Here is an 18712-nt window from a genome sequence, read left to right as displayed (position 1 = left end):
GCTCAGGCCACGCGCACCAGCGCGGCCACCGGGCCGCCGCCGGGCGGGCCCTGATGCTCGGCACCGCCCGACACGTACAGCGCCGTGCGGCCGACCACCGAAGCCAGCACGGCCCCGACGGCGGCCCGCGCATGGCGGGTCGAATGGATGTCCGAGTCGTTCAGCATGGTGTGGCGCGCCTCGCGCACCCGCCCGTCGGGGCTGGCCTCGGCCTTGGCCAGGAGGTTGACCAGCCGCTGCGCGATGAGGGCCGCGTCGACCTCCGGATCCAGCCCGAAGTGCTCGCGCAGCAATGCGCGCAGGCCCGCGGTGTCCACCGCGTCGCGCATGAGCGCATGGCCGATGCGCAGCGGCGAGGCGCTGCCTGCGGCCTCGCCCAGCACGATGACCACGTTGCCCTCCAGCTCGATGCCGGCCGACACGGAGGCGCGGGCCGAGTGCAGCGTGGTGTCGTGCAGCACCGCCGCATCGGTGGCGCGCGCCGCATCGATCTCGCCCAGCGCCACGCCCACGCCCAGCGCCGAGGCGGCGCGCGAATAGCCCATCGATTCGTAGGTGTCACGCGTCACGGTGTCATGGCCGCGGCCGAGCGCGTCGTCCACCTTGGCAGCGGTGAGCAGCGGGCACTTGACCTGCACGAAGTGCGCGTCGCCCGCACTGTCGATGCCGGCGTCGCGCATGGCGGCCTGCACCGCCTCGGCCGTGGCCGCGATCTGCGCCTGGCGGCCCATCTCCTCCGGCGCGAAGTCGCGCGTGTGGGCGATGCCGACCACCAGTCGCTTCTCGCCCTCCACCACCTCGTGCGGCAGTGCGGGACGGCGGGTGAACACGGTGAAGTGCGGCGACAGCACCCCCTCGGTGCCGCCAGACATCACCAGCGCCACCTGCGCATGCACCGCCTGCGGCGTGCAGCCGCGGTGCGGCGCGAGGTAGTGGCACCAGGCCATGGCGGCGAAGTCGCGGGTGTGGTCGTTGACGCAGCCATTGCCCTCGGTCTTGCCCATCACAGCCACGATGTGGCGCGGATCGAGCGCCCCGGCCTCGACCAGGGCCTGCACGCCGCTCAGGTCGCCGGGGCCGCGGCAGGGCACCACGTGCGCGTCCACATGCTGGGGGATGGCGCCGCTCATGAAGCGCTCCAGTCCACCTCGCCCACCGGCACCGCGGTCGGCGGCACGCCGGGCGGCGTCTCCAGGATGGCGCGGCTGTAGTGCTCGGTGTTGCGCGGCCGGGGCGTGGGCATCTTCTGCACGGCCTTGACCGAGCAGCCCCAGCCCACGGCGTCCTCCACCAGACGGCCGTCGCGCATGACGAAGCGCCCGCGCAGCAGCGTGTGCAGCGGATAGCCCTGTACCGGCCGGCCGTTCCACGGCGAGATGCGGCTGATGCTCTGCAGCCGGTTCTGCGACAGCACGCCCTGGCGCGCCATGTCGACGATGGCGATGTCGGCATGGGCACCGGGCGCGATCACACCCTTGGTGCCGTACAGGCCCCAGGCCCTGGCAGGCGCGACGGCGCTCCAGCGCACGTAGTCCATGAGCGTGGCGCGGCCGCGGTTGACCTCGGTGAGCATCAGCGGCATCTGCGTCTCCACGCCCGGGAAGCCGCAGTCGCAGTCCCAGATGCTCTCGCGCGTCTTCTCCTCGGGCGCATGCGGCGCATGGTCGGTGGCGATCATGTCCAGCGTGCCGTCCATCAGCGCGTCCCACAGGGGCTGGTTGTGGCGCGGCTCGCGGATGGGCGGGTTCAGCCGCATCACGCCGCCCAGCTTGCGCATGTGCCCGGTGTTGAGCAGCAGGTACTGCGGGCAGGTCTCGGCCGTCACGTCCACGCCGCGGCGCTTGGCCTCGCGCAGCAAAAAGAGCGAGTCCGCCGCGCTGTGGTGGGCGATGTGCACCCGCGCGCCGGTCCATTCGGCCAGCGTCAGCACGCGTCCGATGGCCTCGATCTCGGCCACGGCCGGGCGCGCCGCCAGGTGCGCCAGCGCGTCGATGCGGCCAGCCTCCTGCATCTTCTTCTGGCGCCGGAAGAGGATGGACGAGTTCTCGGCATGCACCACGGTGCGGATGCCCAGCGGCGCCAGCGTCTCGAAGCCCTCCAGCAGCGCACCGTCGGTGGGCGCGGGCAGGTTGCCGAAGGTGTTGCCGACGAAGGCCTTGAAGCTGGTGACGCCGGCGTCGAGCAGCTCTTCCAGCCGCTCGATGGTGTCGTCGCCCAGCAGGCCGTGGATGCCGAAGTCGCAGTACGACGCCTCGGCCGCCCTCTGCTTGAGCCGCAGCGCCTCCACGGTGCCCGTGGCCGGCGAGGTGTTGGGCATGTCGAAGACGGTGGTCACGCCGCCCAGGGCCGCGGCGGCCGAGCCGGTCCGCCAGGTCTCCTTGTGCGGATAGCCGGGGTCACGGAAGTGCACATGGCTGTCGATGGCGCCGGGCAGCAGGAACAGGCCCTCGGCCCGCAGTTCTTCGCGCGCCGGCGGCATGGTGTCGTCGTGGCCCACGGCCACGATCTGCTCGCCGGCGATGGCCACGCTGGCAGGCACGATGGCGTCGGGCGAGACCACGCTCGCGCCGCGGATGACGAGGTCGACTTCGGGTCGCATGGTGTTCGCTCCCGTTCTCAGAGAGCGGCCCAGCCGCCGTCCACCGGCAGGTCGGCGCCGGTGATCTGCCGCGACACCTCGCTGGCCATGAACAGGCAGGCGTTGGCGATGTCGGTGTCGGTGGAGACGCGGCGCAGCGCGTAGTCGGCCGCGTGGCGCTGCATGGCTTCCTCCAGCGTGATGCCCAGGCGCTGGGCCATGTTGGCGCACACCTTCTCGCGGAAGCGCGGGCCGTCCACCATGCCCGGCGCGACGTTGTTGACGTTGATGTTGTGCGGCCCAGCCTCCAGCGCAAAGCTCTTGGTGATGCCGCGCAGGCCCCACTTGGAGGCCGAATAGGCCATGCGCCCGGCGCGCCCGCGCAGGCCGAAGGTGCCGCCCACGTTGACGATCTTGCCGCTGCGCTGCTCCACCATCGCCGGCATGACGGCACGGATGGTGTTGAAGCAGCCGGTCATGTTCAGACGCACGATCTCGTCGAATTCCTCGGTGGTGGTCTCCCAGCCGGTCTTGCCGATGGGGCCCGAGCCGCCGGCCACGTTGACCAGAATGTCGATGCGGCCGAAGGCGGCCAGCGCGGCCGTGGCCAGCGCCTCGGTCTGGCTGGAGACGGTGAGGTCGCAGGCCACCACCTGGGCCGGCACGCCCAGCGCGCGGGCCTCGGCGGCCACGGGTTCGATGGCGGCGGTGTCGCGGCCGGCCAGCACCAGCCTGGCGCCTTCTCGGGCGAAGGCCAGGGTGATGGCGGCGCCCATGCCCTTGGCCGGGCCGGTGATGATGGCGACCTTGTCGCGCAGTTGCAGATCCATGGCGGTCTCTTCTTTCTTCAGAGGGGCTTGTCGGTGGTGTTCAGGGCGCGACGGTGCTGGACGGGCGCTCAGCGCGCGCCGGCAGGAAGCGGCGGTCGAAGACCTCGCCCACCTCGGGCTGGCGCGGCAGCTGGTTGGCCTCGGCCACGATGCCGATGGCCTTCTTCAGCCGCTCGTCGTCCACGTCGCCCAGGCCGATGCGGGCGATCTCGGGGTGGCTCATGTCGTTCTTCAGCGTGGCCAGGAGCTTCTCTTTCTCGACCTCGCGCTTGAGCAGCGGCTCGCGCTTCATCACCGCGTCGATGCCGGCCTCGGGATTGGCGAGCACCTCCTTGATGGCGCGGTTGAGGGCCTTGACGAAGCCGGCCACGGCCTGGGGCTTGTCCTGCACGAAGCTGCGCGAGAAGAAGACGGTGTTGGCATAGAGGTCCATGCCGTGGTCGCCGTAGCGGATGAAGCGCAGGTCCTTGGCCGGATCCAGCCCCATGCCGCGGGCGCTGAAGCTCACGGTGGTGACATAGCCGAAGGCGCCGTCGATCTGGCCACGCACCAGCATCTGCTCGCGCAGGTTGGGCGCCATGTTGGAGATGGTGACCTTGGCGGCGTCGATCTTGGCCAGCTTGGCGAAGGCCGGGAAGAGCTTGAGCGCGCCGTCGTTGGCCGGGCCGCCGATGGTCTTGCCTTCCAGGTCCTTGGGCGTCCTGATGGGGCTGTCGCTGCGCACCACCACGGCGAAGGGCGGCGTGTTGTAGAGCATGTAAACGCCCACGGGCGCATCGGCCGGCCGCTTGGCCGCCAGGTCGATCAGCGCATTCATGTCGCCGAAGCCGGCCTGGTAGGTGCCGGCGGCGACCTTCGGGATCGAGGCGGCCGAGCCCTCGCCCTGGTCGATGCTGACGTCCAGCCCTTCCTGCTTGAAGTAGCCGCGGTCCTGCGCCAGGAAGAACCAGGCCTGCGGGCCTTCGTACTTCCAGTTGAGCACCAGCTTGATCGGCGTCTGTGCGGCGGCGGGCAGCGCGGCCAGGGCCAGGGCGGCGGCGCCGATGAGCGGCCGTGTCCAGCGTGCGAGAAGGGAGAGGGGCGAGGTCATGGCAGGGGTTCCTCAGGCAGGGTTGGAAGGAAGGTCGTGAAGGTCGGCCAGGGCAGCACCCAGGTTGGCCGCGGTCGCTGTGAAGCCGTGCAGCAGGCGCACGAGGTAGAGCACGCCGTCGGTCACGTAGTCGGGTGACGAAGTGCTGCAGGCGTCCTCCAGCAGCACGCAGTCGTAGCCGAGGAAGGCCGCGTCCTGCAGGGTGGAGAACACGCAGCGGTCGGTGTTGATACCGGCGAACAGGAGCGTGCTGATACCGGCGTTGCGCAGCACGCTGTCGAGCTCGCTGTCCCAGAAACCCGAGAGCCGGTGCTTGTGCACCAGGATGTCGCCAGGCTCGGCCGCGAGTTCGTCGACCAGCGCCGCGCCCCAGCTGCCCTGGACCAGGGATGGGCCGTGGTCGATGGGCGAGTGCTCGCCATAGCCCACGCCCTCGGCCGTGCGCTTGCCCTTGAACTGCACCGTGGGGCCGAGGTTGCGTCGGTCGGCACGGATGCCCCAGTTGCACCAGACGAGCGGGCTGCCCGCGCGGCGCCAGGCGGGCAGTAGCGCCTGCAGCACCGGGATGGGCCGGCGCGCGGCCTGCACGTCCAGGCCCTTCTGGCCGAACCAGCCCTCGGGGTGGCAGAAGTCGTTCTGCATGTCGACCACCACCAGCGCGGTGCGGGCCATGTCGATCACGAGCGCTTCGGGCTGTGCCGGCAGGGCCAGGGGCCGCGGCGGCGGCGGCGTGCGGACCAGGCTCAGCGTGCCGTCCTGCAGCTGCCAGCGGTTGGCGGCCGCGGGGCCGAAGCCGGGGGCGTCACCGGTGGCCGTGTCCAACTTGGTGCCGGGAGTGCGTTCATCGCTGTGCATGCGCCAGAAGCACGCATCGCCCGTGCCACCAGCGCTCACTTTCCGGCGCTTTATCGCGGTAGCGCCGTTGCCGTTCTGGCAACGGCGCCACCACGCCTCAGAGATTGGCCGGCAGCGGCTGCTTGAGCCAGCGCGTGGCCATGCCGCCGAGCCGGCCGTTGCCCTTGATCTCGGCAATGGCGGCGTTGATCCGCTCGAGCAGCCGCTGCTCGCCCTTGGTGACCGCCGCGCACACGGGCGAGTTCATCAGCAGGAACTTCTGCTCCGGCTTGCGCGGCGGGTTCTTCTCCATGATGGCCGCAGCCACGATGTTGCCGACCGACATGAGGTCGCTCTGCCCGCTCAGGAAGGAACTGATCGTGTTGCTGTGGTCCTCGTAACGCTGGATCGCGGCCTCGGGCGGTGCCATCTTCGTGAGCAGCTGGTCTTCGAGCGTGCCGCGCGTCACGGCGATCTTCTTGCCCGCCAGGTCGGCCACGCCGGTGGCGGTCTGGTCGACCGGGCCGAACACGCCGATGTAGTACGGTGCGTAGGGCTGGGTGAAGTCCACCACCTTGGCGCGCTCCTCGTTGCGGCCGATGTTGAGCAGCAGGTCGGCCTTGTGCGTGGCCATGGTCGGGATCTTGGACTGCGCCGTCACCCGCACCAGCTCGGCCCGGACGCCCAGCGCGGCCGCCATCAGGTTGGCGAACTCCACGTCGTAGCCCTGCGGGTTCATGCTGGCATCGACCGAACCGAAGGGCGGATAGTCCAGCGTGATGGCCACGCGCAGTACGCCGGCCTTCTGCACGTCGTCGAGCGTGTCGGCCACCGCAGCCGGCAACGCGAGGAGAGAAGCCCCGGCCACCACGGCCAGGGCGAGGAGGGAGCGTCGGATCATGATGGAAGTCCTCAGTGGGTTTCGGTCAGGAAGGCATGCAGGGCGGCGTCGAAGGCCTCGGGCGTCTCGACCATCGGCGTGTGCCCGCTGTCGGGCATGTGCGCGAGGCGGCTGTTCGGGATGCCGGCCAGCAGCGTGTTCGCGTGGTCGATCGTGCGGCCCGCGTCGTGTGCGCCGAACACCACCAGCGTGGGTGCGGTGATCTTCGGCAGCAGCGGCCGGCAGTCGGTGTCGAGCAGGCTCTGCTGCACGTCGATCATGGCCGCCAGCGGTGCCGTCTGGGCACGCGCCACGTAGTCCTCGAAGAAGTCCCCGGGCAGCTCGCGGAACCAGTGCGCGCTGATCTCTCGCAGGTTGGCATGGCCGTTGTCGCGCAGATCCTGCAGCAGCACCCGGCCCAGCGTGTGGTTGGTCATGACCGCGCCGGTGCACACCAGCACCACACCGCCGTAGCGCTGGGGGTCGTTCGACGCGGCGATCTGGCTCACCACGCCGCCCATCGAATGGCCCCCGATCACGGGCTTCTCGAGATCGAGCGCGTCGACGAAACCGCGCACGCGCCGGGCCAGCGACTGCACGCTGTAGCCGTCGGGCGGCGCGGCCGAGCGCAGGAAGTTGTCGATGGCGTAGCCGCGCCAGCCGGGCGGCAGCGACTGCAGCGTGCGCTCCCACAGTTCGCTGGAGCTGCCGAAGCCGCCGTGGAGGAAGACGACGGCGCGCTCGCCGCTGCCGGCTTCGATGTAGTGGACGGGTACCCCGTCGACGGAAATGGTGGGCATGTTCGTTGCGTGATGTGTTGCGATGGCCGGGCCAGCGTAGGCCGGCCCGCCCGGTGTCACAACGTGCAATTTCGCGAACTGATTCATTAACGAGACGGCAGCCGCCATGACCACCCCCCACCACTACGCCCACATCGGGGAGCGCCTGCGCAGCCGGCGCCAGAACGCGCGCCTGAGCACCGAGCAGGTGGCACGCGCGGCGGGCATCTCGCGCGCGCTCCTCTACCGCTACGAGTCGGGCGAGGTGGTCAAGCTCGAGGTGCTGGAGAAGCTGGCCCGGCTGTACGAAACCTCGACCGGTGCCTTGCTCGGCCTGGGCAACGAGTACATCACCCACGGCATGCTGTTCTTCGACCGCCAGCAGCGGCTCGAAGCCGAGGCCACGCAGATGACGGTGGTGTTCGGCCCGCAGGCCTACATGCTGAGTTCCGACGCCTACGACACCGCGCTGGCCGAACGGCTGGTCGACCGGCGCGACGACCAGACCGCCCTGAGCCCGGCCGAGGCCGATCGCCTGATGCACCTGCTGGCCAAGCGCAAGACGACCTTCGCGCGCAACAGGCCGGCGCTCGTCAACATCGTGCCGGTGGGCGACATCGAGCGCTACCTGACGCACGGTCTGGGCGGCCACCCGCTGCTGCCGGCGGCCGAACGCGCTGCCCGGCGGCTCGCAGCACGGCGCGAGATGGAGCGACTGGCCGGCCTCATCGCCTCGCCGCCGATGGGCGTACAGGTCGTGCTGACCACCCAGCCGCTGCCGACCTCGGGCTTCCAGCTGCTTCAGTTGCCGCATGGGCGCCGCGTGCTGGTGACGAGCCCCTTCCGCATCGTGGAGCCGACGAACCTGCACTACGGCGTGGCGATGATCAGCGAGGACCAGGAAGCCCTGCGCCTGCACGAGACGCTCGCCGCGCGCCTGTGGGACACCGCCCTGAAGGGGACGGACGCCACGGCGGAACTGGCGCGACTGCTGCACGCGCACGCCGACACCACAATGGCCGCATGAACCACCTTCGCCTGCTGCGCTACGTCGACGAGGTGGCGCGCATCGGCTCCATCCGCCAGGCGGCCGAGCGCCTGCACGTGGCGCCCTCGGCGGTCAACCGCCGCATCCAGGACATCGAGGAAGAGCTGGGCACGCCCCTCTTCGAGCGCCTGCCGCGCGGCATGCGGCTGACGGCCGCGGGCGAGCTGTTCGTGCGCTACATCCGCGACCGCGGCGCCGAGCTGGAGCGCGTGCGCTCCGAGATCGAGGAACTGCAGGGCCTGCGCCGCGGCCGCGTGCGGCTGGTGGCCAGCCAGGCGCTGGCGCCGCGCTTCCTGCCCGCGGCCATCGCGGCCTTCCGCGAGACGCATCCGCTGGTGGCCTTCGACGCGCGCATCGGCGACCACGTGCACGCCGCCGAGGCCCTGCGCAGCCTGGACACCGACCTGGCCCTGGTCTTCAACCTGCCCGCCGAGTCCGACATCCAGCGGCTGGACGTGGCCGGCCAGCGGCTGATGGCCATGATGCATGCCGACCATCCGCTGGCCGGCCGCAGCGCCCTGCGGCTGCGCGACTGCGCCGACTATCCGGTGGTGCTGCCCAACCGTGACATCGGCGGGCGCCAGCTGCTGGAGCGCTTCCTGGCGCGCAGCTCCACCCGCTTCCAGCCCATGGTGGAGAGCAACAGCTTCGAGTTCCTGCGCGGCTGCCTGGCCGACCGCCTGTCCATCACCTTCCAGATGGCGGTGGGCACCGAACTGGGCGACCCCGAGCTGGTGGCCCGCGCCATCGAGGACCGGGCCTTTCCGCAGGGCGAGCTGGTGCTGGGCTGCCTGCGCGGGCGCCAGCTGCCGGTGATCGCCTATGCCTTCGCCGAATTCCTGCGCGGGCGGCTCGCGGAGCTGGACAAGGCCGGCCCGGGCTGAGCCGGGTCTTGCCGCGCATCGGCCGCGGCCCGGACCGAACGCGCGGGTTCGCCGTCGCCCAGTCCGCTGCGGCGGTTGGCTACACGGTGGGGACGGTGCCGCCGTCGATCCGGTACTCGGCCCCGGCGATGGAGGCGGATCGCGGGGAGGCAAGGAACGCGATCAGATCGGCGACCTCGCGCGGCCTGGCGGGCCGGCCCACGGGAATTCCGCCCAGCCAATCCATGACGATCTTCCTGCCGCCGGCGTAGTCCGTTCCGGCCTGGTCAGCCATGCGCTGGGCAAAGGCCACGGAAGCTTCGGTCTCGATCCAGCCCGGCGCCACGCTCAGCACGCGAACACCCTTGGGCGTCACCTCCCTCGCCAGGGACTTGCTGTAGGTGGCGAGGGCCCCCTTGGCCGCGGCGTAGGCGGTCGTGGATTCGTGCAGGGGCAGCACGCGCTGGATGGAACCGACATGGATGATGACGCCCGACCCTTTCGCCAGCATCGACGGCAGCAGTGCGCGATCCAGACGCACGGCCGGCATCAGGTTCAGGTTCAACTCGGCGAACCAATGCTCGTCGGTGATCGCGGCGAAGCCGCCGATGGGTGTCTTCGAGCCCCCCAGCACATTGACCAGGATGTCGACGCCACCCCATTGCTGCAAGACCGCCTGTGCAAGCTGGCCGGCACCTTGCGCCGTCGACAGGTCGGCCAACACATAGCTGACGCCCTCCACGCGCTGCGCGGGCACGGTGCGCGCGGATGTCACCACCCGGGCGCCAGCCTCCACGAGGGCTTCAACCACGGCAGCGCCGAGGCCCAGCGTGCCCCCGGTCACCACGGCCCGCAGGCCATCGAGCTGAAGATCGAAGCTCATGCCGTGATCTCCAGCGATGCGATCAGGCCGCGTTCGAGGCGAAAGCGGTACGACAGAACGATCGGGCTGCCGGGGAAGTTGCCGCTGACGTTGGCGCGAACGAGCTGAAAGCCCTCCTCCCGCTCGATGGCGAAGGGCACGCTGGTCGCGCCGTACTTGGCCGATGCCTCGGCCATGAAGGCCGTGATGGCGTCGATGCCCGTGTAGGTATGACCGTCGTCCTTCATGACGGCCTTCGGCGTGAAGCAACGCGCCAGGGCTTCAGGGTTGTGCTCGGCCGCGAAGTACGCAGCGATGGGTTCGGGAAGGGTCAAGGTGTTCATGCGCTCGGCTCCATGGGTCGGTGAAGGCCTGAGGATGCGCGCCCGAGACAATGAAGTGAATGCGCTTGAATCTGGATGGGCTGTGTAGAAAGGAATACACAATGCGGGGATCCGACTTTGCCGAGCTGAAGGCCTTCGTGGCCGTTGTCGAGCGCCAGAGCTTCGCCCGCGCGGCAGAGCATCTGGGTCTGTCGCCCTCGGCACTCAGCCAGACCATCCGCCAGCTCGAAGCCCGCATCGGGGCACGGCTGCTCAATCGCACGACGCGAAGCGTCGCGCCAACGGCGAGTGGCGAACTGCTCTACAAGCGCATCGCGCCCCTGTTCCGCGAGATGGCTGCGGCGGTCGCCGAGGCCAGCGAGGCGACAGGGCAGATGAAGGGCACGCTTCGCATCAACTCGCTGGGGATCGCTGCGAGGACCGTCATTGCGCCGCGCCTCTCACGCTTCCATCGGGTACACCCCGACGTGGTTCTGGACATCGTGGTCGACGACGCCCTGGCGGACATCGTCGCCGGCCGCTTCGACGCGGGCATCCGCGTGGGCGGACGGCTGGAGAAGGACATGGTGGCCGTACGCCTCACGCCCGACCTGGACATGGTCGCCGTGGCCTCACCGGACTACCTCGCGCGCCGGGGAACACCCCGGTCCCCGGCCGAACTGAATGACCACGCCTGCATCAACTGGCGCCTCCAGATGGATGGCAGGCACTACCGCTGGGAGTTCAGGAAGCGAGGGCAGCGGCTGGAAGTGGCAGTGGACGGCCCCGTCGTCACCAACCACGCCGACATCGGCGTCGCCGCTGCGCTGAACGGGCTCGGCATTGCCTATCACTTCGACAAGGATGGCGTGGGCGAGCTCGTGGCGCAGGGGCGGCTGGTTCAGGTGCTCGCGGACTGGTCGATCTCGCGTCCGGGGCTGTTCCTCTACTACCCGAACAGGCAGCATCGACCCGCCCTGCTGGGTTCATTCATCGACTGCCTGCTGGATCGAAAGCCCTTCGACCGGCTCTAGATTCCGGCAGGAATCGCGCGCTCAGCGCAGGCGCCTCCCGCTGCGCCGACGGCCTGCCAGCAGGCCCAGCACCACCACGGTGCCAGCCGTCCATGCCAGCTTGCGCACGAGGCGCGGCCGGTCATGCTTCCAGGCGGCGCCCAGGCCCATCTCGGCCACCAGGTTGGGCACGTGGCCACGGCGAAGGTCGTCGATCACGCCCTCGACCATGTCGGTGCGATCGGCCAGCAGCAGGATCAGCCAGTGCCGCAGGTCGTTCTCGCTGAAACGGAAGGCGACGCGGCGCAGGCTGCCGCTGGCGCCCTGCGGCGGCAGGGTGGTGCCGAAGATGGGCGTGAGCGTGCTGTCGCGCTCGGTGGAGCACAGCACCTCGACGGTCTGCGGCTGCTGGGCCGGCTGCGTCCAGTGCACGCCCTCCAGGCGGGGCGGCATGCGCTCCATGGGCACGGCGGGGCGGCTATTGCGGTCGCGGTCCACGCCCCAGCCGGGGATGTGGGCATGGCGCGCCGATGCGGTGGACGCGTCATTCGTGGGGGTGTCGGTGTCTGCCATGGGAGCCTCCGTGTGTGCGTTCAGGCGCGCGCCGAAGGCGGCAGCAGTACGACCTTGATGCACTGGTCCAGCTTGCTGCTGAACAGGTGGTAGCCCTCGGCCACCTCCTCCAGCGGCAGGCGGTGGGTGATGATGTCGCTGGGGCGGATGCGTCCGGCCTGCACATGCTCGATGAGCTTGGGCAGGTGGCGCTTGACCGAGGCCTGGTTCATGCGCAGCGTCAGGCCCTTGTTGACCGCATTGCCGATGGGCAAGGCGTTGAAGGTGGGCCCGTACACGCCCACGATCGACACATGCCCACCCTTGCGCACCGAGTTGATGGCCCAGTGCAGCACCGTCGCCGCACCGCCCTGCAGCTTGAGCTTCACCCCGGTCAGCGTCTGGGCGAAGCTGCCGGCGGCCTCGGCGCCCACGCAGTCGATGCACACGTCGGCACCCAGGCCGTCGGTCATCTTCTTGATGTGGATGGCCATGTCGCCCACCGACTTGAAGTCCACCGTCTCGCAGTGCGCGAACTCGCGCGCGAAGGCCAGGCGGTATTCCACATGGTCCACCACGATCACCCGGCCGGCGCCCATGAACCAGGCCGAGCGTGCGGCGAACAGGCCCACAGGGCCGGCGCCGAAGACGACCACCGTGTCGCCCTCGCGGATGCTGCCCATCTCGGCCGCCTGGTAGCCGGTGGGAAAGACGTCGGTCAGCAGCACGGCGTCGTCCTCGTCCAGGCCCTCCGGCAGTACCGTGGGGCCGATGTCGGCCATGGGCACGCGCACGTATTCCGCCTGGCCACCGGCATAGCCGCCGGTGGTGTGCGAGTAGCCGTAGATGCCGCCCACCGCCGTCGCCTCGGGGTTGACGTTGTGGCAGTTGCTGAACAGCTCGCGGCTGCAGAAGAAGCAGGTGCCGCAAAAGATGTTGAAGGGCACGAGCACCCGATCGCCGGGTTTGAGGCGCTGCACGTCGGGCCCCACACGTTCGACCACGCCAGTGAACTCGTGGCCGAAGGTCGTCCCCACGCGCGTGTCGGGCACCAGCCCGTGGTAGAGGTGCAGGTCCGAGCCGCAGATGCAGCTGCGGGTGACGCGCACGATGGCGTCGCCCGGGTGCTCGATCTCGGGCTCGGCGCGTTCGTCGATGCGCACCCGGTAGGGGCCGCGGTAGTTCATGGCAAGCATGGGGTCGGGGTCCTTCGCGTGGGGGAAAGGTCGACACCCATGGTTGCGGGGCCCGGGGCGGGCCTTGTAGGAAGCCGGCGAGGCGCCGGTAGGCGGCCGCACTCGCCGCACGCCGGGCGCGAAGCCGGGCCCGCGTGGCTGCTCAGTCGGTGCCGCGCGCCGCGCGCCGCACCACCTGCGGTGGCACGCCGAAGCCGCGCAGGAACACCTCGCGCAGATGGCGCGCGTCGCGAAAGCCCGTCTCGCGCGCCACCACCTCCAGCGGATGGCGGCTGCGTTCCACCATCAGCCGCGCCGACTCCAGCCGCAACTGCTCCACCGCCTTGGCGGGCGACTGTCCCGTCTCCGCCGCGAAAACGCGGCTGAACTGCCGCGGGCTGAGGTGCGCCACTTCGGCCAGCTGCTCGACGCCCAGGGGCGCGGCCAGGTGCGCACGGGCGTATTCCAGCGCCTGCTGGATGCGGTCGGACTTGGGGGCCAGGCGCAGCAGCTCCGAGTGCTGCGACTGCCCGCCAGAGCGCCGCTGCGGCATCACCAGCCCGCGGGCCACGCTGGCGGCGGCATCGCTGCCCAGGTCCTTCTCGACCAGGCCCAGCGCCAGGTCCAGCTCGGCCGTCATGCCGGCCGAGGTCCAGAAGGCCCCGTCGGTGATGAAGATGCGGTCGGGCTCCACCTGGATCGAGGGATGGCGCTGCTGCAGTGCATCGGTCCAGGCCCAGTGGGTGGTGGCGCGGCGCTGATCCAGCAGGCCGGCGTCGGCCAGCAGGAAGGCGCCGGTGCACAGGCCGGCCGTGCGGCGCGCGCGGCCGGCGGCGCGCCCGAGCGCCCGCACCAGTGCGGGCGCCGCACCCGCATCCACCGGATCGCGCGTGCCGGCCACCAGCCAGGTGTCGACGGCGGTGCGAGAGGACAGCGGCCGGCTCAGCACCCGCGTGCCGGCGGACGTCAGCACCTCGCCGCCGGCCAGCGAATAGTTCTCGACGCTGTAGACCCGCTCGCGGGCGGCCAGGTTGGCGAACTCGAACACGGCCTGGGTGGCCAGGGCCATGACCTGGAAGCCTTCGGGCAGCAGGTAGCCGATGCGCAGCATGGTGTCTTCTCGTCGATGTCTTGAATCATGCCTTTATACGTCATTTGAGACATCGGCCGCCGGTCGCATCATTCGTCCATGCCGCCTGTCCGGCGGCCTCACAGGACCCTCACCATGACCTCCATCGCTTCCGGCACCGCCCTCGTCACGGGCGCCTCCTCCGGCATCGGCGCGCTGTACGCCGACCGCCTGGCCCGCCGCGGCCACGACCTGATCCTCGTCGCCCGCGACCGCGAGCGGCTCAACGCCCTGGCGCGCGACATCACCAGCCGCACCGGCCGCAATGTCGAAGTGCTGGCCGCCGATCTGACCGACGCAGCCTCGCTGGCCACCGTGGAAGCCAAGCTGCGCGAGGACGCCAGCATCCGCCTGCTGGTCAACAACGCCGGCATCGGGACTCACACGCCGCTGCTGGACAGCGATGTGGAGGCCATGACGCGCATGGTGGCGCTGAACGTCACCGCGCCGATGCGCCTGGCCTACGCGGCGGTGCCCGGCTTCGTGGCCCGCGGCGGTGGCACCGTGATCAACATCGCCTCCATCGTGGCGGTGGCGCCCGAGATACTCAACGGCGTGTACGGCGGCTCCAAGGCTTTCGTGCTGGCCTTCAGCCAGTCGCTGCAGCACGAGCTGGGCGCCAAGGGCCTGCGGGTGCAGGCGGTGCTGCCCGGCGCCACCGCCACCGACTTCTGGGCCACCGGCGGCCTGCCGGTCGAGAACCTGGACGCCCGCATCGTGATGCGCGCCGAGGACATGGTCGACGCGGCCCTGGTCGGCCTGGACCGCGGCGAGACAGTCACCCTGCCCTCGCTGCATGCCGCGGAGGCCTGGGAGGCCTACGAGGCCGCCCGCCGCGCCATGGGCCCGCAGCTCTCGCGCAACACGCCGGCGCCGCGCTACCTCGCGCCGCACTGAAGGCCACGACCCGACACCGGAGACCCACCATGCAGATGCAGCAACTCCCCTTCGGCCGTACCGGCCTGCGGCTCTCCCGGCTGGCCCTGGGCACCGCCAACTTCGGCCAGCGGTGGGGCCACGGCGCGGACGCCGAGCAGAGCGCCGCCCTCCTCGACGCCTATGCCGAGGCCGGCGGCAACGTCATCGACACGGCCGACGTCTACCAGTTCGGCCAGTCCGAGGAGATCCTGGGCAGCCTGCTGGCCGGTCGCCGCGACGAGTTCTTCCTGGCCACCAAGTTCAGCAACGGCGCATCGACGAAGGCCGGCCCGCTGGTCACCGGCAACAGCCGGCGCGCCATGGTGGCCTCGGTGGAGGCCAGCCTGCGCCGGCTGAAGACCGACCGCATCGACCTGTACTGGGTGCACCACCCCGACGGCGTCACGCCGTCGGAGGAGATCGTGCGCGGCCTGGACGACCTGGCGCGCGCCGGCAAGATCGTCTACGCCGGCCTGTCCAACTTTCCCGCCTGGCGCGTGGGCCGCGCCGTGACGCTGGCCGAGCTGACCGGCGCCGTGCCCATCGCCGCGCTGCAGTTCGAGTACAGCCTGGTGCACCGCGCGCCGGAGTCCGACCTGCTGCCCGCCGCCCAGGCGCTGGGCCTGGCCGCCGTCACCTGGTCGCCGCTGGGCGGCGGCATGCTCACCGGCAAGTACCGCCAGGGCGAACGGGGACGGGCCGAGGCGCTGGGCGGCAAGGTGTTCCAGGCCGAGAACTCCGCCGAGCGCACTGCCCTGCTCGACGCCGTGCTGGCCGTGGCCGCCGAGTTGGGGGCCACGCCCGACCAGGTCGCCATCGCCTGGCTGCTGACCCGGGACGTGCAGCCGCTGCTGGGGCCGCGCACGCTGGGCCAGCTGCAGTCCAACCTGGGCGCGCTGCAGATCGCGCTCTCGGCCGAGCAGCGCAGCCGGCTCGACGCCGCCAGCGCACCGCGCACCGCCGCATCCGCCCCCGCGGCGGCAGCGGCCTTCACGCCTCCCGCCACGCCGGTGGCCTGAACGCCGGCACGCCCCAAACCGACAAGCCAGGAGATCCCATGAAAGCCGTCATCGCCGCCTATGCGCGCTCCCCCTTCCACTTCGCCCGCAAGGGCCGGCTGGCCGAGGTGCGGCCGGACACGCTGGCCGCCGCCGTGGTGCAGGGCCTGCTGCAGCGCACCGGGCTGGACCCGGCACTGCTGGAGGACGTGATCCTCGGCTGTGCCTATCCCGAGGCCGCGCAGGGCAACAACCTCGCGCGCATCGTCGGCCTGCTGGCCGGGCTGCCGCACGAGGTCGGCGGCATGACGGTCAACCGCTTCTGCGGCTCGTCGATGCAGGCGGTGCACATCGCCGCCGCGCAGATCGAGGCCGGCATCGGCGACGCCTACCTGTGCGTGGGGGTGGAGTCGATGACGATGGTGCCGCAGGGCGGCTTCAACTTCTCGCCCCATCCCGGGCTGCTGGCGGACACCGATGCCTACATCTCCATGGGCGAGACGGCCGAGAACGTGGCCGAGCGCTGGGCCGTGAGCCGCGCCGACCAGGAGGCGCTGGCCGTGCAGTCGCACCGCAAGGCCGCCGCCGCGCGCGAGGCCGGCCGGCTGACGCAGGAGATCGTGCCCATCGCACTGCCCGACGGCAGCACGGTCGACAGCGACGGCTGCATCCGCCCCGCCACCTCGGCCGAGGCGCTGGCGGCGCTCAAGCCCGCCTTCCAGCCCGACGGCGTGGTGACGGCGGGCACCTCCTCGCCGCTCACCGACGGCGCCGCGGCGGTGCTGGTCACGCGCGACGACTTCGCCGAGCGCCACGGCCTGGCCGCGCTCGCGCGCATCCGCAGCTTCGCCACCGTGGGCGTGGATCCGGCCGTGATGGGCATCGGCCCGATCCCCGCCACGCGCAAGGCGCTGGCCCGCGCGGGCCTGTCGGTGGCCGACCTGGACGTGGTGGAGATCAACGAGGCCTTCTCCTCGCAGGCCCTGGCCTGCATCCGCGACCTGGGCCTGGACATGGGGACGGTCAACCTCGACGGCGGCGGCCTGGCCATCGGCCATCCGCTGGGCGCAACCGGCGCGCGCATCACCGGCAAGGCGGCATCGCTGCTGGCGCGCGAGGGTGGCCGCTATGCGCTGGCCACGCAGTGCATCGGCGGCGGGCAGGGCATTGCGACCGTGCTGGAACGCGTCTGAAAAATGGCTTCGCGCTCTCCATGGGCGCCCGGCGACGCCTGGCGCCCGATGGCGTAGCGGCGACGGCCGCAGCGACGGCCGCGGCGCTCAGCCGCCCTGCTGTCGCGCCAGGTACACCTGGTGCAGCGTGATCTTGCGCACCTCGGCCTGGCTGGTCTCGATGTGGGCGCGCAGCATCATCGCGGCCTGGTCGCCGCGGTTGGCGCGCACCGCCTTGAGGATCTTGGCGTGCTCGTCGTAGGTGGCGTCGATGCGCGGCTGCTGCGTGAAGTCGAGCCGGCGGATGATGCGGATGCGGTCGGTCACCTCGCGGTGCACGCGGGCCATCTCGGCATTGCCGGCGGCGGCCACCAGCTGGCAATGGAAGTCCTCGTCCCAGCTCGCGACCTGCGCCGCATCGCGGCTGCGCTGCTCGGCAGGCACCAGCCAGATGGCGGCCAGCGCGTCGAGCTGGGACCGGTCCACGGCGCGGCCCGACTCGCACAGGCGGTGCACGGCGGTGGTCTCCAGCACCATGCGCAGGTCGTAGAGCTGCTCGAACTGCTGGAAGTCGAAGGGCAGCACGCGCCAGCCGGCGCGGAACAGCACCTCGACATAGCCTTCCTGCTGCAGCCGGATCAGCGCCTGGCGCACCGGCGTGCGCGAGACGCCCAGGCGATCGCAGATCTCGTTCTCGGTGAAGCGGTCGCCGGGCACCAGGCGGAAGTCGGCGATGTCGCGCTTGAGCTGGTCGTAGACCTCGTCGGCGCGCGAACGGAAGGGAAGCTCCGCCTCGGCGGGAGCGGTTTTCTTGGAACGGGCGGGAGCGGCGACAGGCACCATCGGATCGTAGCGGGCCGCTCAGCCCCCTGCCGCTGTCAGGGCCGCCATCAGCTGCGGCCCGGTCGCGGTCCAGCCGACGATGGCGCCCTGCGCGCGGATCATCTCCACCGCGGCGGCCTTGAACTGCGGGAAGTAGCTTTCGGTGCAGTCCTCCAGCAGCAGGCAGTCATAGCCGCGGTCGTTGGCCTCGCGCATGCTCGTCTGCACGCAGACTTCGGTGGTCACGCCGCCGAAGACGAGGTGCGTGATGCCGCGCGCCTGCAGCAGCTCGTGCAGGCCGGTGGCATAGAAGGCGCCCTTGCCGGGCTTGTCGATGACCCACTCGCCCTCGATGGGCGCGAGCGCGTCGATGATTTGGTTGCCCGGCTCGCCGGCCACCAGGATGCGGCCCATGGGGCCTTCGTCGCCGATGCGAAGCGACGGGGCGCCCCGCAGTCGCTTGGCAGGCGGGCAGTCCGACAGGTCGGGCAGGTGTGCCTCGCGCGTGTGCACGACCAGGCCGCCGGCCCGGCGCCAAGCGGCCAGCACGGCCTGCGTGGCCGGCACGATGGCCGCCAGCAGCGACACGTCGTTGCCCAGCGTCTCGCCGAAACCGCCGGGCTCGATGAAGTCGCGCTGCATGTCGATCAGCACCAGGGCCGTGCTGGCCAGGTCGAAGTCGTAGGCGAAGGGCTGGGCGTCGATCCTCATCGGAATCCTTCCTGCCGCTGGCAAGCAGCGGCGAAACATGCGGAGCAGGCCGGGCGGGAACATCCGCGGAACCGGCTCCGCCGGGCCGCTGGATGTGCCCCCTTGAAGGGGGTAGTCGGAGCGGAACGAAGTCCG

Annotated in this window: 20 protein-coding genes; 6 read left to right on the top strand and 14 right to left on the bottom strand. The window is 70.9% G+C overall.

The features are described from left to right. Window positions 1-2 precede the first annotated feature (2 nt). The 7 genes from atzD to ACT54X_RS22300 form a co-directional block, all read right to left on the bottom strand. Window positions 3-1130: a cyanuric acid amidohydrolase gene (gene atzD / locus ACT54X_RS22330; protein ID WP_476348684.1), complete on the bottom strand. Its 1128-nt coding sequence runs from the start codon at window positions 1128-1130 to the stop codon at window positions 3-5. Beyond that, on the bottom strand, window positions 1127-2599 hold the full coding sequence (locus tag ACT54X_RS22325) for a dihydroorotase (protein WP_476348682.1): 1473 nt from the start codon (window positions 2597-2599) through the stop codon (window positions 1127-1129). The genes atzD and ACT54X_RS22325 overlap by 4 nt, the downstream gene beginning before the upstream one ends. Window positions 2600-2616: 17 nt before the next feature. After that, window positions 2617-3408 carry an SDR family NAD(P)-dependent oxidoreductase gene (locus ACT54X_RS22320; RefSeq protein WP_294366624.1) on the bottom strand — a complete coding sequence of 264 codons (792 nt, stop codon included), beginning with the start codon at window positions 3406-3408 and terminating at the stop codon, window positions 2617-2619. 40 nt (window positions 3409-3448) lie between these two features. Beyond that, entirely contained in the window at window positions 3449-4498 is a 1050-nt protein-coding gene (locus tag ACT54X_RS22315) for an ABC transporter substrate-binding protein (protein ID WP_294366623.1), read from the bottom strand. Between the two features lie 12 nt (window positions 4499-4510). Continuing rightward, entirely contained in the window at window positions 4511-5353 is an 843-nt protein-coding gene (locus tag ACT54X_RS22310) for a cysteine hydrolase family protein (protein ID WP_476348679.1), read from the bottom strand. Window positions 5354-5450: 97 nt separating this feature from the next. Then, window positions 5451-6230 (bottom strand): transporter substrate-binding domain-containing protein, encoded by a 780-nt coding sequence (locus ACT54X_RS22305; protein ID WP_354320786.1) that lies wholly within the window; start codon window positions 6228-6230, stop codon window positions 5451-5453. A 14-nt stretch (window positions 6231-6244) separates the two neighbouring features. Beyond that, window positions 6245-7012, bottom strand: a complete 768-nt coding sequence (locus ACT54X_RS22300; protein ID WP_476348677.1) for an alpha/beta fold hydrolase — start codon at window positions 7010-7012, stop codon at window positions 6245-6247. Between the two features lie 106 nt (window positions 7013-7118). Between ACT54X_RS22300 and ACT54X_RS22295 the strand changes: the two genes are divergently transcribed. Continuing rightward, window positions 7119-8018 carry a helix-turn-helix domain-containing protein gene (locus ACT54X_RS22295; protein WP_476348675.1) on the top strand — a complete coding sequence of 300 codons (900 nt, stop codon included), beginning with the start codon at window positions 7119-7121 and terminating at the stop codon, window positions 8016-8018. After that, a complete protein-coding gene (locus ACT54X_RS22290) occupies window positions 8015-8923 on the top strand; it encodes a LysR family transcriptional regulator (RefSeq protein WP_476348673.1) in 909 nt (302 codons plus the stop codon). The genes ACT54X_RS22295 and ACT54X_RS22290 overlap by 4 nt, the downstream gene beginning before the upstream one ends. Before the next feature lie 79 nt (window positions 8924-9002). Here ACT54X_RS22290 and ACT54X_RS22285 read toward each other — a convergent pair whose 3' ends face one another. After that, window positions 9003-9785 carry an SDR family oxidoreductase gene (locus ACT54X_RS22285; RefSeq protein ID WP_354320740.1) on the bottom strand — a complete coding sequence of 261 codons (783 nt, stop codon included), beginning with the start codon at window positions 9783-9785 and terminating at the stop codon, window positions 9003-9005. Next, window positions 9782-10108 (bottom strand): nuclear transport factor 2 family protein, encoded by a 327-nt coding sequence (locus tag ACT54X_RS22280; protein ID WP_476348671.1) that lies wholly within the window; start codon window positions 10106-10108, stop codon window positions 9782-9784. The genes ACT54X_RS22285 and ACT54X_RS22280 overlap by 4 nt, the downstream gene beginning before the upstream one ends. Before the next feature lie 101 nt (window positions 10109-10209). On the opposite strand from ACT54X_RS22280, the gene ACT54X_RS22275 reads away from it, so the two are divergent. Next, complete coding sequence (locus tag ACT54X_RS22275) at window positions 10210-11121, top strand: LysR family transcriptional regulator (RefSeq protein ID WP_476348744.1); 912 nt, start codon at window positions 10210-10212, stop codon at window positions 11119-11121. A gap of 21 nt (window positions 11122-11142) precedes the next feature. Here ACT54X_RS22275 and ACT54X_RS22270 read toward each other — a convergent pair whose 3' ends face one another. From ACT54X_RS22270 to ACT54X_RS22260, 3 genes are all read right to left on the bottom strand, one after another. Continuing rightward, window positions 11143-11673 (bottom strand): hypothetical protein, encoded by a 531-nt coding sequence (locus ACT54X_RS22270; RefSeq protein ID WP_476348669.1) that lies wholly within the window; start codon window positions 11671-11673, stop codon window positions 11143-11145. Window positions 11674-11693: 20 nt separating this feature from the next. Beyond that, window positions 11694-12848, bottom strand: coding sequence for a zinc-dependent alcohol dehydrogenase (locus ACT54X_RS22265; RefSeq protein ID WP_354320736.1), 1155 nt, complete (start codon window positions 12846-12848; stop codon window positions 11694-11696). A gap of 142 nt (window positions 12849-12990) precedes the next feature. After that, on the bottom strand, window positions 12991-13938 hold the full coding sequence (locus ACT54X_RS22260) for a GlxA family transcriptional regulator (protein WP_294366600.1): 948 nt from the start codon (window positions 13936-13938) through the stop codon (window positions 12991-12993). 114 nt (window positions 13939-14052) lie between these two features. On the opposite strand from ACT54X_RS22260, the gene ACT54X_RS22255 reads away from it, so the two are divergent. Genes ACT54X_RS22255 through ACT54X_RS22245 form a run of 3 tightly spaced genes read left to right on the top strand, consistent with a single transcriptional unit; the run spans window position 14053 to window position 17065 of the window. Beyond that, window positions 14053-14853, top strand: a complete 801-nt coding sequence (locus ACT54X_RS22255) for an SDR family NAD(P)-dependent oxidoreductase (protein ID WP_476348666.1) — start codon at window positions 14053-14055, stop codon at window positions 14851-14853. Between the two features lie 35 nt (window positions 14854-14888). Continuing rightward, window positions 14889-15893, top strand: coding sequence for an aldo/keto reductase (locus ACT54X_RS22250; RefSeq protein ID WP_476348743.1), 1005 nt, complete (start codon window positions 14889-14891; stop codon window positions 15891-15893). 38 nt (window positions 15894-15931) lie between these two features. Next, entirely contained in the window at window positions 15932-17065 is a 1134-nt protein-coding gene (locus ACT54X_RS22245; protein WP_476348664.1) for a thiolase family protein, read from the top strand. Window positions 17066-17152: 87 nt separating this feature from the next. On the opposite strand, the gene ACT54X_RS22240 is transcribed toward ACT54X_RS22245, so the two are convergent. Together ACT54X_RS22240 and ACT54X_RS22235 are read right to left on the bottom strand one after the other, a co-directional pair. Continuing rightward, window positions 17153-17887 carry a GntR family transcriptional regulator gene (locus ACT54X_RS22240; protein ID WP_476348662.1) on the bottom strand — a complete coding sequence of 245 codons (735 nt, stop codon included), beginning with the start codon at window positions 17885-17887 and terminating at the stop codon, window positions 17153-17155. 18 nt (window positions 17888-17905) lie between these two features. Further along, window positions 17906-18577: a cysteine hydrolase family protein gene (locus ACT54X_RS22235; protein ID WP_476348660.1), complete on the bottom strand. Its 672-nt coding sequence runs from the start codon at window positions 18575-18577 to the stop codon at window positions 17906-17908. Window positions 18578-18712: the final 135 nt, after the last annotated feature.

The organism is Pseudacidovorax sp. DMC4, from assembly GCF_056314265.1.
The sequence above is the reverse complement of the archived record's forward strand: the minus strand, read 5'-3'. Positions and strand labels throughout refer to the sequence as shown.

What these genes read in the sequence shown, in the direction of transcription:
- atzD (WP_476348684.1), bottom strand. Translation starts at nt 1,130, where the DNA reads ATGAGCGGCGCCATCCCCCAGCATGTGGACGCGCACGTGGTGCCCTGC.
- ACT54X_RS22325 (WP_476348682.1), bottom strand. Translation starts at nt 2,599, where the DNA reads ATGCGACCCGAAGTCGACCTCGTCATCCGCGGCGCGAGCGTGGTCTCG.
- ACT54X_RS22320 (WP_294366624.1), bottom strand. Translation starts at nt 3,408, where the DNA reads ATGGATCTGCAACTGCGCGACAAGGTCGCCATCATCACCGGCCCGGCC.
- ACT54X_RS22315 (WP_294366623.1), bottom strand. Translation starts at nt 4,498, where the DNA reads ATGACCTCGCCCCTCTCCCTTCTCGCACGCTGGACACGGCCGCTCATC.
- ACT54X_RS22310 (WP_476348679.1), bottom strand. Translation starts at nt 5,353, where the DNA reads ATGCACAGCGATGAACGCACTCCCGGCACCAAGTTGGACACGGCCACC.
- ACT54X_RS22300 (WP_476348677.1), bottom strand. Translation starts at nt 7,012, where the DNA reads ATGCCCACCATTTCCGTCGACGGGGTACCCGTCCACTACATCGAAGCC.
- ACT54X_RS22295 (WP_476348675.1), top strand. Translation starts at nt 7,119, where the DNA reads ATGACCACCCCCCACCACTACGCCCACATCGGGGAGCGCCTGCGCAGC.
- ACT54X_RS22290 (WP_476348673.1), top strand. Translation starts at nt 8,015, where the DNA reads ATGAACCACCTTCGCCTGCTGCGCTACGTCGACGAGGTGGCGCGCATC.
- ACT54X_RS22285 (WP_354320740.1), bottom strand. Translation starts at nt 9,785, where the DNA reads ATGAGCTTCGATCTTCAGCTCGATGGCCTGCGGGCCGTGGTGACCGGG.
- ACT54X_RS22280 (WP_476348671.1), bottom strand. Translation starts at nt 10,108, where the DNA reads ATGAACACCTTGACCCTTCCCGAACCCATCGCTGCGTACTTCGCGGCC.
- ACT54X_RS22275 (WP_476348744.1), top strand. Translation starts at nt 10,210, where the DNA reads ATGCGGGGATCCGACTTTGCCGAGCTGAAGGCCTTCGTGGCCGTTGTC.
- ACT54X_RS22270 (WP_476348669.1), bottom strand. Translation starts at nt 11,673, where the DNA reads ATGGCAGACACCGACACCCCCACGAATGACGCGTCCACCGCATCGGCG.
- ACT54X_RS22265 (WP_354320736.1), bottom strand. Translation starts at nt 12,848, where the DNA reads ATGCTTGCCATGAACTACCGCGGCCCCTACCGGGTGCGCATCGACGAA.
- ACT54X_RS22260 (WP_294366600.1), bottom strand. Translation starts at nt 13,938, where the DNA reads ATGCTGCGCATCGGCTACCTGCTGCCCGAAGGCTTCCAGGTCATGGCC.
- ACT54X_RS22255 (WP_476348666.1), top strand. Translation starts at nt 14,053, where the DNA reads ATGACCTCCATCGCTTCCGGCACCGCCCTCGTCACGGGCGCCTCCTCC.
- ACT54X_RS22250 (WP_476348743.1), top strand. Translation starts at nt 14,889, where the DNA reads ATGCAGCAACTCCCCTTCGGCCGTACCGGCCTGCGGCTCTCCCGGCTG.
- ACT54X_RS22245 (WP_476348664.1), top strand. Translation starts at nt 15,932, where the DNA reads ATGAAAGCCGTCATCGCCGCCTATGCGCGCTCCCCCTTCCACTTCGCC.
- ACT54X_RS22240 (WP_476348662.1), bottom strand. Translation starts at nt 17,887, where the DNA reads ATGGTGCCTGTCGCCGCTCCCGCCCGTTCCAAGAAAACCGCTCCCGCC.
- ACT54X_RS22235 (WP_476348660.1), bottom strand. Translation starts at nt 18,577, where the DNA reads ATGAGGATCGACGCCCAGCCCTTCGCCTACGACTTCGACCTGGCCAGC.